Annotated in this window: 8 protein-coding genes; 7 read left to right on the forward strand and 1 reads right to left on the reverse strand. The window is 69.4% G+C overall.

Annotated features, from left to right (window positions below; all coding sequences use genetic code 11):
* The first annotated feature begins 200 nt into the window (after positions 1–200).
* Positions 201–845 carry a glutathione S-transferase family protein gene (locus tag J5226_RS17395; protein ID WP_215835689.1) on the forward strand — a complete coding sequence of 215 codons (645 nt, stop codon included), beginning with the start codon at positions 201–203 and terminating at the stop codon, positions 843–845.
* 77 nt (positions 846–922) lie between these two features.
* Here J5226_RS17395 and J5226_RS17400 read toward each other — a convergent pair whose 3' ends face one another.
* A complete protein-coding gene (locus tag J5226_RS17400; RefSeq protein WP_215835690.1) occupies positions 923–1,345 on the reverse strand; it encodes a DUF4124 domain-containing protein in 423 nt (140 codons plus the stop codon).
* A gap of 541 nt (positions 1,346–1,886) precedes the next feature.
* On the opposite strand from J5226_RS17400, the gene J5226_RS17405 reads away from it, so the two are divergent.
* The 6 genes from J5226_RS17405 to J5226_RS17430 all read left to right on the forward strand — a co-directional run bounded on the left by J5226_RS17405 (position 1,887) and on the right by J5226_RS17430 (position 15,415).
* Positions 1,887–2,765, forward strand: a complete 879-nt coding sequence (locus tag J5226_RS17405; RefSeq protein ID WP_215835691.1) for a hypothetical protein — start codon at positions 1,887–1,889, stop codon at positions 2,763–2,765.
* A gap of 99 nt (positions 2,766–2,864) precedes the next feature.
* Positions 2,865–3,716: a hypothetical protein gene (locus J5226_RS17410; RefSeq protein WP_215835692.1), complete on the forward strand. Its 852-nt coding sequence runs from the start codon at positions 2,865–2,867 to the stop codon at positions 3,714–3,716.
* 60 nt (positions 3,717–3,776) lie between these two features.
* Positions 3,777–12,149 carry an RHS repeat-associated core domain-containing protein gene (locus J5226_RS17415; RefSeq protein ID WP_215835693.1) on the forward strand — a complete coding sequence of 2,791 codons (8,373 nt, stop codon included), beginning with the start codon at positions 3,777–3,779 and terminating at the stop codon, positions 12,147–12,149.
* 99 nt (positions 12,150–12,248) lie between these two features.
* A complete protein-coding gene (locus tag J5226_RS17420) occupies positions 12,249–13,622 on the forward strand; it encodes a hypothetical protein (protein WP_215835694.1) in 1,374 nt (457 codons plus the stop codon).
* Positions 13,623–13,826: 204 nt separating this feature from the next.
* Positions 13,827–14,372: a hypothetical protein gene (locus J5226_RS17425; protein ID WP_215835695.1), complete on the forward strand. Its 546-nt coding sequence runs from the start codon at positions 13,827–13,829 to the stop codon at positions 14,370–14,372.
* Positions 14,336–15,415 carry a hypothetical protein gene (locus J5226_RS17430; protein ID WP_215835696.1) on the forward strand — a complete coding sequence of 360 codons (1,080 nt, stop codon included), beginning with the start codon at positions 14,336–14,338 and terminating at the stop codon, positions 15,413–15,415. The genes J5226_RS17425 and J5226_RS17430 overlap by 37 nt, the downstream gene beginning before the upstream one ends.
* Positions 15,416–15,440: the final 25 nt, after the last annotated feature.

The raw sequence follows: 15,440 nt of genomic DNA on the forward strand, positions 1-15,440 counted from the left end.
GCTGCCGCCGGCGAGCGCGCGGACGGGCGCCGCCCCGGCGCCGCCGCGCCCCTGAGCGATCTCGGCGCGGATCGCATGTCGAAATCGTCCTCCGCCGTTCGTCGTTCCCATGACAGCCGCCGATACTGCACCGACGCCCGCGCGGCGTCCGGCCGGTTCGGCGGCGCCATGGCCGATCACCCAACGACGAGGTCTTACCGATGACGATCACCATCACCGCCTTCGAACGCTCGCCCGACGGCGGCAAGGGTCTGGCCCGCGACACGCGCGTGCGCTGGGCGCTGGAAGAAGCGGGCCTGCCTTATGCGGTCCGCCTGGTTTCGTTCCAGGCGATGAAGGAACCCGCGCACCTGAGCCTGCACCCGTTCGGCATGATCCCGACTTACGAGGAAGACGATCTGGGTTTGTTCGAAACCGGCTCCATCGTCTTCCACATCGCCGAACGCCACGGCGGCTTGCTGCCCGCCGATGCCGACGCCCGCGCGCGCGCGATCACCTGGATGTTCGCCGCGGTGAACACCGTGGAGCCGCCGATTCTCGATCTGGTCACCGCGCGGATTGTCGAAAGCGACAAGCCCTGGGCGCAGGAACGCATGCCGCTGGTGCAAGAACGCATCCGCCATCGCATGAATCAACTCTCCGCGCGCCTGGGCGAGGCCGATTGGCTCGACGGTGGGTTCAGCGCCGGCGATTTGATGATGGTGTCGGTGCTGCTGCGGCTGCGTCCGTCGGGTCTGCTCGACGAGTTTCCGCGACTGGCCGCTTATGTCGCCCGCGGCGAAGCGCGGCCGGCGTATCAGCGGGCGTTCGCGGCGCAGTGGGCGGTCAATGGCCCTAAGGCTTAATCGAGTGTCGCGCGGTCCGGCGGTGGAGCGAAGCGGGTAAGGCAGCGCCCGCTCCCTCCTCTGCTGTCGGCGAGAGTTCATTTGCAGGCATTCCAGACATATTCGTGCCATACCCGACGGCCGTCGATCCCAGCGTCGCGGCCTTGCGGACTCTTCAGCCATTCGTCGCGCTCCGCGCGCGCCTTCGCGCACGCGTTGCCGCCGATGGGAATCGCCGCGCCCTGAGCTTCGCCGTGCGAGTGACCGGGCCAACGGCCGGCCCGGGCCGCGAGTTCCTGCGATTCGACCTGCGCTCGTTGCCGCGCGTACTCCCGGGCGCGCAGTTGCGCCGCGCTCGGCGGCGGTTCCGGCGTGGCCGCCCAAGCTTTCGCCGCGACGCCCGACTCGCAGGGATCGCTTTGGTACGACAGCGCCCCGCCCTTGCCGACACATTTGTAAACCATCTGCGCCTGCGCCGAACACGCGAGCGACAGCAGCGCCGCCGCGATCGCGAACTTCATCCTTGCCCCCTGTAGGCCGGTCCCGATTCGATTCGCGGACGCGATGGCTCCGGCCGCGCTCCTTGTCCGCGGCCTCATTCTAATGCGAGTGCGGCGTCGCGAAGCGGAGTTCCCGCCTCTCGCCGAAGACGACGCGAGCGAGCGCCCATCCGAACTTCAACGTATGCGCGGCGCGCTGTCGTCCTCGCTTGGATAAACGTCTTCAGTCTCGCGAACGACCCTAGTTCGACCCGAGCCACGCCCTTCGATATCGACAACACGCGAATCAAGACGCGCATCACATTTGCCGACGCACATCTCGACAGCGCTTCGCAAAATATCGTGCAGCGGCGAAAGAAATCGCGCGAACGCGTGTCCCCTCTTCGCGGCTTTTCGCGTCTATCCAACTGCTTGAACGCAACAGGCGCGAAGCGCACCGAAGGGGTGCGTCGCTTCGCTCGCCGGTGTCCGTCCGCAAGAACTCGACCGCGCGCCCACGCATGGCGCCGCGTCGGCGAAGCCTTGCCGGCGCCACCGCAACGAGTCTTTCAAGGAATCCGCCATGCCGCTCGAATTCGCTTCCGGTAGCGTCCGCCCCAACCGCAATTTCAGCCACGATTTCGACGGCGACATCGCCAAGGTCGCGGTCGGCATCCGCGGTTTCAATCTCAGTTACGGCGCCGGCGTCGATCACGATGTGCAGACCTTGAGCGTGTTGCTCACGTCTTCCTACAGCGGCAAGCAACTCTCGGTGGAAGTGCACGCCGCGCTCAACGACAGCAGCGGCCATACCCTGGACGTGCACGGTTCCAGCGTCGACGTGGTGGCCATCGCCTGGACCGGCGTCGACGATCCGAGCCTGACCTTGGCCAACGAATACGACATCGAAAGCGGCGGCAGCAGTCCGCCGATCGCGGTCGCCTGCACCGCGCCCTTGGTGCGCACCGCGGTGTTGTCCGGTTTCGATCTGTCCTACGGCGCCGCCGATCACTACCTCAGAACGCTCGAAGCCGGCGTCGGCACCTCGCAGTCCGGCAGTCAGGTCAAGCTCAGCGGCAGCGCGCAGATGTACGACGGCACCGGCCATCGCGCCAGCGTGGCCAGCGTCGACGGCGGCTTGCTCGCCCACTGCGATCCCACGCTGCCGATGCAGATCCTCTCTACCGGCGATATGCAGAACCTCGCGCGCGACAAACGCATCGAGTTCGGCTCCAAGTCGATCGATACCTACCAAATCATGCTGACCGGTTTCCGCATGCAATATCCGGGCGGCAACGACGATCATGAAGTCACCACCGTCGGCGCCAGCGTCAGCCTGGGCGACACCGGGCCGGGCTTCGCCGAAGTCAACGGCGCCACCTGGCTCAACGACGACTCCGGCCATCGCCAGGACGACGCGATCAGCCATGTCAGCGCGGTGGTGATCGGCTACGCCGGCTGATCGCAGCGCCCCGCTCCACCGATCTTCGCGCATCACCCCGCTCCCGCGCGCCGCGCGGGCACGGACCCGTTCGTCCCTACATCCGTCAAGGAGTCCGCAATGAAGCTGGAATGCCAATTCAGAACCGTGAAGCCCAACGAGAGCTGCACCTTCCAGTTCTCCGGCCAGATCATGCAGCAGGTGGCCGGCATCAACCAATTTTCGCTGAGCTTCGGCAGCGGCGATCATCACGTCAAAACCGTCGGCGTGGGCCTGAGCGTCAACCAGCAAGGCAGCCAGCTGACCATCGTGCCGAAGGCGACCTTGGTCGACAGCAGCGGCAACAGCCTGGATCCGTCGAAGTCGTCGATCGGCGTGGTGTCGATCGCCATCGTCGACACCAACAACGACTCCATCCGCTTCGGCAACGCCAGCAACATCCCCAGCGGCAGCAGCGGCGGTTCGATCGTGGTGCCGTGCGCGATTCCGAGCGTGCTGCAGTCGGTGTTGGCCGGTTTCAACCTGTCCTACAGCGGCGGCGACCACCACATGAAGGCCGCCGACGCCTCGGTCGGCACCCAGCTCAGCGGCACCCAGGCCAGCATCAAGTCCGATGCGCAGATGTACGACGGCAGCGGCAACTTCGCCAGCGGCACCGTCGACGGCGGCCTCGTCGCCAGCTGCGACACCTCGCAGCCGCTGCTGGTGGTGGCCAGCCAGAACCTGCAGAACAGCAGCCAGCGCCTCAGCTTCGCCAAGGCCATGAACGCCTACTACGCGCTGCTGACCGGCTTCAACGTCGATTTCTCCGGCGACGACCATCACGTCCAGACCATCGGCGCCTCGTTCTCCTGCGCCAGCGCCGGCGGCAACCAGGTGGACGTGACCGGCTCGGCGGTGCTGCACGACGGCAGCGGCCACGTGCAGGACAACAACACCAGCTACGTCACCGGCGTGGTCTTCGGCTTCTGACGCCCGCCCGCGCTGCGGCCCACGGCCGCAGCGCTCCCTACTTTTTTGTTGGAGGCCTCCATGTCCGCCCCTTCCGGTTCCAGCGTGCCCAGCATCCGCACCTTCCAGATGGATGCCAGCACCGTCGGCGTGCTCAAGAGCAGCGTCAATCTGTTCCGCGGCGACGTCAACCACACCCAGACCCTGTTCTCGCTGCCCGGCCGCAGCGACAACGACGGCTTGCAGATCGACTTGTCGATCCAGTACCAGAGCAACGTCAACCGTCAAGCGATGGGATGGAACCGCGATCAACCCACCGGCGTGTTGGGGCTGGGCTGGACGCTGCCGCTGGCCTCGATCCGCATGGAGGACGGCAATTGCCCGACGCCGGCGCTGCGCAAGTACAGCATCGCCGTGGCCGGCAACAGCAGCGCGATGGTGCGCGATCCGCAGGCGCCGCTGCTGTTCGCGATGGACAAGAGCTTGGCCGCGCAACTGCGCGACGGCGCCGCGGTGCCGGCGGCGATCCGCGGCGTCTTCGTCGATAACGGCGTGCCGCTGTCGGCCGGCGCGGTCGTGGTCGGCGCGGCCAGCCCGTGGACGCTGCGCGACGACGCGCTGGAACAAGAGTTCGTGCTGACCCTGGGCGCCACGCTCGACGCCAGCGACGGCGGCGAAACCTACCAACTGGTCAACTACCGCTTTTGGCGCGTGCAGTACTTCCCGCGCTACGAGCGTTGGGCGGTGACCAACGAAGCCGGCCAGCGCATGTCCTTCGGCGGCGGCTTGGGCGCGACCGACAAGGGTTACCGCACCAGCGCCGGCAACAGCGTGGAATGGGGCGTGCAATGGCTCGACGCGCACGGCGTGCCGGTGTGGCAAGGCAGCAGCGCGCGCGCCCAGGGGCAAAGCCAGTACGCCTGCGCGTGGCATCTGCAGCGGGTCTACAGCCGCTTCGGCGAATCGGTCTCTTATGAGTACAACTGCTTCGAGCGCGGCGGCGACGGCTTGCTGCCGAAGGTCGAGCAACTGGTCGCCGCCGGCGGCCTGCCCTACACCAAGGCCTGTTACCTCGGCCGCATCGTCGACGTGTACGGCCGCAGCGCCGAATTCGCTTACGGCGACAAACTGTGGAGCGCGCAAACCGCGGCCAGCCCGCGCGAGTACGCCGATCCGCACAAGGACGTTCCCGACACCGCGCCCAACGGTTTCCAGGACCGCTACGAAACCCTGTTCCTCGACCGCATCGACGTGCGCGACCGCGACGGCGGCGCCTTGTTCGCGGTCGATTTCGATTACCAGCCCGTGCCGGGTTCGCCGGTGGCGAACGTGGCGGGCGATTCCGGCGACACCTGCAAGCGCCTGCTGACCGCGGTGCGATTGCTCAACGCCGACGGCGACAGCCTGCCGGGCTATCGCTACGGCTATTACCTCGACGTCAAGCAAGGCGGCAATCTCGCCGCGCTGGCCTCGATCGACTGGCCCACCGGCGGCGTGGCGCGTTACGAGTACGCCAGCGCGTCGCTGCCGATCTGCGACCGCAGCCTCGCGGTGAGCGCGCCGAGCCCGATGCCGGCGCAGTCGATCCCGCGCGTCTGGTTCGGCCCCGACTACGCCGTGGTGCTGTGGAACAACACCGCCGACGGCCGTCTGGCGATGCAGATCTTCACCTGGACCGGCCAGTGGATGCCCTGGCAGGCCGATCCGCACAACGCGCTGCTGTTGCAGAACGACAGCGGCGGCACCGCGCTGTCGTCGGTGGCGGTGGACGCCGGGCAAGACTTCGTCGCCGTGTCCTACCAGACCAGCGCCGACACCGCGATGCATCTGTTCCGCAAGGACATGGCGCGGCCGGGCCAGTGGGTCGCCGCGGCGATCCCCGGCGGCGGCAACGGCGGCTGCAACAGCCCGACCTGGCGTTGGCCGCTGCAGGACGGCACGGTGCAGACCGCGGCCGGCGCCAGCTATGTGTTCGCGTGGCAGTCCAATCCTTCGGCGCTGACCTGCAAGACCGATTTGTTCACTTGGAACTGGCCGAGCCAGTCGTGGCAGCACGATCATCGCGACGGCCTCGGCTATCGCTGGTTCGCGCACGGCGCCGATTACCTCGCCAGCGTGGATCTGAATTCGCACGTGAGCCTGGACTGGATCGACGCCGTCGGCGCGTGGCACAGCGCGCCCGGCGTGGATCTGGGCTTCCGCTTGAACAGCCTGGATGCGCTGGCGCTGGCCGGCGACGCCTCGTTGCTGGCGATCTCGCACAAGATCGCCGGCAGTCCGGGCATGGGCGAGTACAGCTACGACGTCTGGCTGCTGCAGTGGAACCGCGATTACGTGTTCGCCGCGCCGACCCAGTTCTCGTTCAAGGACCGCTTCGACAGCCAGTGGCCGACCTCGTGGGCGCCCAGCGCGATCGGCAACTCGCTGGTCGCGGTGGCGGCCAACGTGATGCGCTTCGACGGCGCGCAATGGAGCGTCAACAGCGCGCTCGCGCCCAGCGGCATCGTCGGCGGCGAGCAGCGCTACGGCTACGGCCCCGATTACGCGGTGCAGGTGATGGTGCCCAGCGTCGGCGCCCCGCAGGCGCGCTTGATCGGATACGACCCGGGCAAAGTCGGCTTCGGCAGCACCGCGCCGATTTCGGGATTGAGCACGCCGCAGTCGCATCCGGGCACGGCCAACTGGATCGGCGCCGGCAGCCCGGATTACCTCGCCGTCGGCACCCAGTTGTTCTTCCGCGGCACCGCCAGCGATTGGGGACGTTCGGTCGGCAACGCCATCGCCAACCTGCAGACTTTGGTCAATCAAGGCGCCGGCGGCAGCGACCGCTATCAGCTCAACTCGGCCTCGCTGCTCAACGAAGGCCCGGCGTTCCTGGCCTGCGCGCTGTACGACGCGCAGGACGGCAGCGGCCACGCCACCGCCGCCTCGGCGCTGGTGCTGCGCAACGGCGGCGTGCAAGGCGCCGCGCAAATCCTCGACCGGCAGGCGATGTGGACGCCGCAGGAACAGGATCAGCCCAGCCAAGGCACCTCGCCCGGCGGGCCGATGGCGTTCTTCAGCTATCCCAGCGACGCCGGCCGCCTCGACGCGGCGACCACGGTCTATCTCAACCGCTACGCCGGCGACGCCGTGCTCGGGCCGATCAGCGATTGGCCGGTCAGCGCGATCACCATCGACGACGGCTTATCGGAATCCTTCGCCACCGCCTACGTGCCCGACACCGCCAACGCCGCCTGCGACGCCAGCGGGCAAGTGGTGAAGTACTTCCAGACCGCGGTCTATCCCGGCGGCAGCCCGCAGCAGCCGGTCAACGGTTCGGTGGTCAGCCGTTATCTCAACGGCAACGCCGACGTCACCGGCGCCGACTGGTACAACATGCTCGACGGCCTGCTGCACAGCGTCACCACGCTGGACGCGCAGGGCAAGACGCTCAACGCCACCGAGTACGAGTGGACCGCGTACGTGCAGCGCGCCAGCGATCCCAACGATCCGGCCGCGCCGGTGCGCCAGTTGTACGGCGCGTACGCGTTGCAGACCGCGCAGCAGCAAACCAGCGACGGCGTCGCCTCGCGTCAGACCACGTCCTACATTCCCGACGGTTTCAAGGCTTCCTACACCGGCCAGCCGGCGACGGTGAGCAGCCAGACCGTGCGCGGCGACGGCCGGATCGACGCGCAGGAGCGCCGCTATCGCTACGCCTGCGAGGCGTATCCGCAATCGCGCACGATCAACGACGTCAGCAGCGTGGTCGAACAAAGCGCGAGCCAGGCCGGCGTCGCCACGGCGATCTCGGCGACCGCGCTGGCGCAGTGGGCTTCGGCCTGGGGCGAGGACGTGAAGGTGATGGCCGAAGCGGCCGACTTCGCCTGGACCGGCGGCGCCGTCGAGTTCCCGTTCGGTGCGTGGCAGCCCGGGCAAACGCCGGCGAACTGGCAAGCGATGACGCAACTGCAAACCCGCGCGCCCGACGGCACCGTGCTGCAGAACGCCGACGGCGCGGACGTGCCGTGCACGACGCTGTACGCCGATCCCGCGTTCGGCCTGCCGGTGGCGGTGTTCCGCGGCGCGGTCGGCGGCGAGTGCGCGTGGAGCGGGTTCCAGTCCTACGAAAGCACGGCCGGCTGGAGCTTGAGCGGCACCCGCGCCGAGCCCTCGCAGGCGTGGCTGGGCGAGCAAAGTCTGGCGTTGAAGAACGGCGGCCGCATCGCCACCGCGGTGGCGCCCGGCGCGAGCCGCACGCGTTATCTGTTCGGCCTGCGCTATCTGACCCCGGCCGGCTACATCGGCGGCCGCGGCGCGATCAAGCTCGACCCGGGCCAGAACCCACTGAGCCTGGACCTGGACGACACCCAGGGCCAGTGGCGTTACCTCACCGCCAGCGTCGATCTGCCGGCGGGCTGCAAGTCGCTGGCGTTGAGCATCGACAACCCCGGCAGCGCCGAGGCCTTGATCGACGGCGTGCTGCTGATCCCGTTCGGCGTGGACGCGACCGTGCAGTCCTGGCAGGCCGACACGCGCCTGCTGCTGGCCAGCATGTCCGCGACCGGCGCCTGCGATTTCAACCGCTACGACCGCTTCAACCGTCCGCTCGGCGCGGTCGCCGCCAACGGCCAGTGGCAAGAGCTCGACCAGCGCTTCCAATCGCGCCAGGGCAACGCCGGCGACCGCTTCGACGACGCCAGTCCGAACGCCGAACTGACCTTGCAGTTCGCCGCCGGCGGCATCACCGAGACCTTCCGCGACGGCAACGGCTGGCAAACGCGCTGGGCGCCGGGCGACGCCGCGCACTGGAGCTGCGCGGGCGGCGAGTTGCTCAAAGCCGGCACTGATTCCGACACCTTGACGTGGCAACGCGGCAGCGACGCCGAGGTGGTGGCGTTCTTCGTCGAGCTGCAAGCGCAAGGCACCGCCGCGGGCACGCTGTCGCTGCGCTTCGGCGACGGCGAGACCATCGCCTGGACCGTCGGCAAGGGCTGGTCGTGGACCGACGCGAAGGGCGGCACGGTGCAAGCGCCGCTGGCCGCGCCGCCGCACTTGGCGCAGCAGTGGTTGTTGCTGCTCGGCGGCGGCCAGACGCTGTTCTTCGGCGACGGCCAATTGCTGTTCAGCGCCGCGCGCGCGACCGAACCCTCGGCCGGCTGCGCGTTCGCCACCGGCCCCAACGCGCTGCGCATCAGCCAGCTCGGCTACGGCGGCGATCCGCGCCTGGGCTTGTCGTACAGCGACGGCGCCGCGCGCCAGCGTCAGGTGCATCAGCGCGACGGCGGCGACAGCCGGATCATGGCTTCGGTCTACGACGCGCTCGACCGCTCGCTCGCCGGCACCAAGACCGCGCCGGGCAGTTTCGGCTCCGGCGCCAACGCGCCGATGCTGAGCTACCGCCCCTGCTTCCTCGACGTGGCCGCGTTCCTGCGCGCCACCGCCGACACTTGGAAGATGCAGGGCGACATCGCCGACTACTACGCCGGCCAACGCGACGGCGGCGCGCAACGCTCCGACGATCAGGGCTATCCGTATCGCGGTTCGCGCTACGAAAGTTCGGCGCAGTCGCGGGTGGTCGAGTACGGCCAGCCCGGCAAGGAACTGGCGATCCACGACATCCTCAGCGTGCCCGAATCGGCGCGCCACACCATGCGCACCGCCTACGGCGCCAGCGACGCCAGCGATCCGGTCGCGGCCGGCGCGTTCTACGCCACCGACACCACCACGCCGGGCGGCTATCAAGCGCGGCAATTGGTCGACACCAGCCAGCGCGCGACCGCGATGCTGCAAGCCGATCCCCAAGGCGGCAAGGTCGGCCAAAGCGTGGTCGGGCTGAACTTCAGCGCCGGCAGCGACGACGCCGGCATCCTCGGCCGGCTGCAACTGCCCAATGCCTTCACCACGTCGCCGCAATCCAATCCGCCGGCGTTCGTGCGCGACACCTTGACCAATCCGCTCGGTCAGGCCGTGCAATACCAAGACCCCGATACCGGCGTCACCTTGAGTCTGTACAACGGCAAGGGCCAGCTGCGTTTCGTGCAGCCGGCGCTGGACAACGGCCAGACCGGCTTCCTCTACACGCGCTACGACGCGCTGGGACGGATCAGCGAAGAAGGCGCCGTCGCCGCCGCGTGGAACCGCGCCGCGCTGATCGCGCAATTGGACAATCCCGATTGGCCCAGCGCCGCCGACGGCGCCGTGGCCGGGCGCAGCTATCGCTACGACGGCGACGGCAGCGATCCCAACGCGCTCGGCCGGCTGATCCAGACCACCACCTACAACCCCGATCCGGGCAGCGGCCTGGGCGATTGCACCGTGGTGGAATCGTGGAGCTACGACGCGCACGGCAACGTCGTCGCCGCGCGCCTGCAGGTCGGCGGCGCGGCCACGCTCGACGCCAGCGCGCGCTACGCCTACAACAACCTCAACGAAGTCGTGCGCATCGACCTGCCCGCCGGTTCGCCGCTGGCGGCGATCACCTACGCCTACGACGATCAGGGCCACATCGTCGCCATCGGCGTGCCCGGCGACGAGGCCGCCATCGCCCGCTACGGCTACAACGCCGAGGGCCAGCTGCAGAGCGCGCAGCGCGGGCGCTTGTCGGAACTGTGGAATTACGACTCGCCCGGCTGCGTGCTGTCGCATCGGGTCGATGTCGACAACGCCCCGGCGTTCGCGCAGACCTTCGCCTACACGCCCGACAGCCAGATCCAGCAGCGCACCACCGCGCAAGCGCAGGCCAGCACCGACATCGGCTACGCCTACGACGGCCAGCAGCGCCTCGCCAGCGCCACGGTCGCCGGCGGCGGCGCCGGCACGCTGAAGATCGACAGTTACGACGCCAACGGCAACATCTGGGCGGCGACGGTGGACGGCAGCGCCTTGTCGACGCCCTGCCACGCCGGCAACGACCGCCTCGCCAGCGCGCAATCGGGCAGCGGGCCGCGGCAGTCGTTCCAGTACGACGCCAGCGGCCGGCCCACCGATTGGCGCGGGCTGAGCCTGCGTTACGACGCCGCGCTGGCCTCGGTCAGCACCGTCGCCGCGGCCGGCGCCGACACCGTGCGCTATGCGCGCGGGCTCAACAATCAGCGCGTGCTGCGCCAGCAAGGCGCGCATCGCCGGCTGTACTTCTGCGGCGCCGGCAGCACTCCGCTGATGGTCTGGAACGACGGCAAACCGCAGCTGTGCGTGTGGGGCCCCGACGGCTTGGTCGCGGTCCACGACGGCCGCCTGCAGTACCCGGTCAGCGACCACCAGCACAGCGTGTGGGCGGTGTTCGACGATCAGGGCCAGGCGCTGCGCCGTTTCGATTACGCCGCGTTCGGCGCGCCGCTGGCGGCGGCCGGCGACGATTGGTGGTTCCTCTACGCCGGCAAGGAATACGACGCCGGCACCGGCCTGTACGACTTCGGCGCGCGTTTGTACGACCCGGCGCTGATGCGTTTCCTCGGCCCGGATCCGGCGCGCCAGTTCTCCAGCCCCTACGTGTTCGCCAGCAACAACCCGATCAACTACCTCGACCCCAGCGGCAACATCTCGGTGTGGGCGCAGGTCGGCATCGGCGCGGCGATGGCGGTGTTGGCGATCGCCGGCATCGCGCTCAGCGTGGTCACCTTCGGCGCGGCCGCGCCGGCGGTGGCCGGCGGCGAAGCGGCGCTGGCCGGCGCCACGGTGGCCGGCGAAGGCGTGGCGGCGGGCGCGGCCTTGGCCGAAGGCGGCGGGCTCGCGGCCGGCGCGGTGGCGGCCGAAGGCGCGATCGAAGGCGCGGCGGGCGCGGCGACGGCGGCGGCCGCCGAAGTCGGCGCGGGCGCCGGCGCGGCCGCGGTGGAAACCGCGGTGCCGCTGACCACGGCGCAGGTGATCGCGCAGAACGCGATCTCGGTGGCCTGGAGCGCCACCACCGGCGCGATCAGCGGCGCCGGCACCGGCGGCCTGGCCTACGACATCCAGCACGGCCGCGACTTCACCGCCAAGGGCTTCTTCTCGGCGATGGGCCTGGGCGCGCTCGGCGGCGCCATCGGCGGCGGCTTCAGCGGATTGGCGACGATGCCGGCGACGGTGGGCCTGAGCCAGGGCATGAGCATCGGCGGCACCATCGCCTTCCGCGCGCTCACCCAGGGCGTGGCGGGCATGGTCGGCCAGGACGTGTCGACCTTGGTCTGCGACGCGATCAGCGGCCAGAAGATCACCGCGGCGAGTTTGCTGATGAGTTCGTTGCAGGGCTTCGGCACCGGCGCGGCCTCGGGCACCTTCAGCGCGGTCAGCAACATCGACCCGAGCAAGACCGCGGTCAACGCGGTCGAGCGCGCGGCGGTGCGCGCCGGCACCACGATCAACAAGGCCATCGACGGCGCGAAGTCGATGGCGACCTCGCAAGGCGCGATCGGCTTGTACGTGGCGGGCGGGTTCTTGTTGGCCGGCGGTTACGCGGCGTGGGGCGCGGCCAGCGCCAACAACCAGAACTGAGGGCGATACGCGGCCCGCGGCGATGCCGCGGGCCGTCGCCTTCGCCGGCACCGCGCGGTTTCGCCGCGCGGCGGTGCGAACACTATCGGGATCGTTCTCATGTTCGAACGTTCGATGACCCTGCATCTGCAAAATCGCAGCGATACGGCTTTCGCGTTCTCCGGCGCCCGCGCCAGCAGCGGCCCGCCGCCCAGCGCCGACGCCGCGGTGCTCGCGCCGGGCCAGCGGCTCACCGTCACCGCGCGCAATCCGTCCGGCGGCTGCGTCGGCGGTTTTCGCCTCGACGGCGGCGGCGCCGGGTTCGCCATCGCCTACGACCATCCGCTCAGCATCGGCGCCACCACCGTCGCGGTGCAGGCCACGCCCGGTTGGCTGGCCGGCGCCGACGCGACCACGTTTCCCGGCCACGATTCGGTCGCGAACTTGAATCTGTATCGCGGCGTCGCCAGCGGCAGCGGCTGGGTCGCGCCGCTCGGCCTGCTCGCGCAGCCGCCGTTCGACAACAGCCAGGACTTCGCCAACAGCCTCTACGGCCCCGGCGTGCGCGGCGTCGAAGCGATCGTCGCCGGTTACCCGAATCCCAGTCCCGGCGGCTACGTGCTGCCGGCCGATTTCAGCGGCGGGCAGCTGCCGGGCGTGGCCGCGGCCTGGATCGCGCAGTGGCTCGGGCAGCCCGGCCCGCCGTGTCCGCCGCGCGACGCCGCGCTGCTGAAGTGGTTGGCCGGTTATCTGCGTGGCGCCGCCAGCAACGGCCCGCTGCGGATGTGGGTGCCGCAGATCCGCTACCAGCCGGCGACGGCGCCGGCGATGTACGCCCTGGACGGTTATCGCCGCTTCGATCTGGTCGATCCCGGCGGGCGCTGGAACGCGGCCAGCGTCTCGGCCTTCTGCGCCCTGCTCGCCGGCGGCGCGCATTTCGTCGCGATCTGCGCCACCGCCGACCTGCCCGGCGGCGTCAGCGTGCAGCCGCCCGACATCGCGCTGAAAAGCTCGGGATTGGCGACCCGCCACGATCCAGGCAATTCGCATTACGCCGCGGTGCTCAACATCACCGGCACTTACGTGCAGCCCGCCAGCGGCGACTTCGCCGGCCGCGACGAAGGCCTGCTGCAGGCGCTGCTGATCGGGCGCACGGTCAACGACGTGACCGCCGCGGCCGGCCGCTACAACAACTTCCTGCAACTCGAAGGCTGGCCGGCGATCAGCTCGCGCCACAACGCCGATTACGACGCGCATCAGGCCACGCGTTGGAACGTCTCGACCTTCGGCGCCACGCCGTACAGCGAGAAGCGCGCAACCACGGTGTTCCTGGCCCCGGACGGCTGGACGCCGCAGATCTACCAGACCACGCGGATGATGCCCTACCTCGGCGCCTACGCGGTCTCGGCGACTTCGCCGCAGCCGTGGCTGGACACCTCGCTGGTGAGCATCGCCCCGAACGCGCCGCCGTTGCCGGCGCGGTTCATCGGCTGAGCGCGCAGCGGCGCCGGGCCGCAGCGGGCGTTCGTAAGGGCAACCCGCGCACCGCGGCGCTTCCCTTTCCGCCCGCGCGCCAGCATCATCTGCGCGAAGTTTCGATGCGGCTCATGGACCCGAGCTGACGCGCACGGTCCCATGCAGTCCGCCGCCCCATCCATCGGCGCGGACCGCCCACGACCTGCCCGGCAGAGGTTTCGATTGACCCCGCTCTCGCACTCGCTGATCGCGCTGCTCGGCCAGCCGTTCGACCACAAGCACGTGCGCGATCTGCTGCGCCCGCTGGACGTGAAGCGGGTCGCATCCGCCGATAGCCCGCTCAGCGAAAGCATCGTCTGGATTCCCAAGGCTTCGCTGCGCCTGGACGTCTATCGTTCGCAGCCGCTCAACAAGCTCACCGGATCGAATTTTTCGGACCCGGGTTGGATCGTCGGCGCCGTGCGATTCCTCGCGCCGGGATCGGACACCCGGATCAAGGCGCCCTTCCCCGCGCCGCTGCCGCACGGCCTCACCATGGCGTCCTCGCCGCAAGCCTGCGTCGACGCCTACGGCGCGCCGGATCTGGACGAGGAACACGAGCGCCCCGGTTTCTCCGGGCGAGTGCTGGCCTGGCGCCGACCGACGACGAACATCGCGATCACCTTCGCCGGCCTGGGCCGCGACAGCGCGATGATCGACCACACCGTCTGCCTGATCGGCTGTATCGGCGCATGGCGTTACAGCAACCCGGAAGTATTCGCGCCTTGAACGCCATGGACACGAAGACGCTGGAGTGGAACGGCCCCGACCTGCTCGACCTGGCCGAGGTCCGACGCGGCGACGGCGATGTGTTGGCGCTCGACGCGTCGGGCGGGATTTCCTGCATCGACCTGCGCGCCATGAGCGTCGTCGCGCTCGGCAAAATCGATCTGCCCACGCCGGAGGTCGGGAATTCCGGCGCGTACGGCCTCGTCTCGCGTTGGCGACTGCACGCCAGCGCCGACGGCGCGTTCGCGGCGGTGGTGTTCGACGGCGGCACGACCGGCTTCGTCGTCGATCTGGAAAATTTCGCCGTGACGATGGCGCTGAACGGCGGCGATTACCACGAAGACACGGTGCCGTTCTCGGCCTGCTTCCTGAGCCTGGACGGCAAGGCCGTGCTGGTGCATCGCACGGACTGGAACCGGCTCGACGCCTCCGACCCGCGCACCGGCGAACTGCTGACGCCGCGCGGCCCGACGCGTTACGAAAACGACCAGTGCCCGGCGCATTACCTGGACTATTTCCACGGCCGGCTGTGCGCCAGCCCGTCCGGCGCGCGCTTGTTCGACGACGGCTGGGTTTGGTCGCCGGTGGCGATCCCAATGATCTTCGACGCCGCGACCTGGCTCACGTCGAACGTGTGGGAATCCGAAGACGGCCCCTCGCTGCGTCGGCTCGCCCAGCGCGACGACTGGAATGTCCCGGCGTGCTGGATCGACGACGAACGCATCGTCCTGGGCGGCATGGAGGACTGGGACGATGAGGAAGGACAACCCATCCCCGCGCCGCCCGGTGTGCGCATCATCGACTTGCGCGACCCCGCCGACACGCCCGGCCGCACGCTGGCGATGAGCGCCGCCCCGCAGGCCTTGTTCTCGGACGGGCACTCGCTGTTCGCGTTCGACGGGCGCGATACGTCGACGTGGTCGATGCGGACGGACGCCTGTCTGAAGGTCTTCGAGGGCTTCGCCGCGAGCCACCACCATGCGCGCCGCAAGGAGCTGCTGGAGCTGACGGCGCGGCGGATCCGGATCCTCGCCCTGGAGTGAGCGTAACGCGAGCCGCGCGCGATCC

Origin of the sequence: Lysobacter sp. K5869, from assembly GCF_018847975.1 — a bacterium.
Classification (GTDB): domain Bacteria; phylum Pseudomonadota; class Gammaproteobacteria; order Xanthomonadales; family Xanthomonadaceae; genus Lysobacter.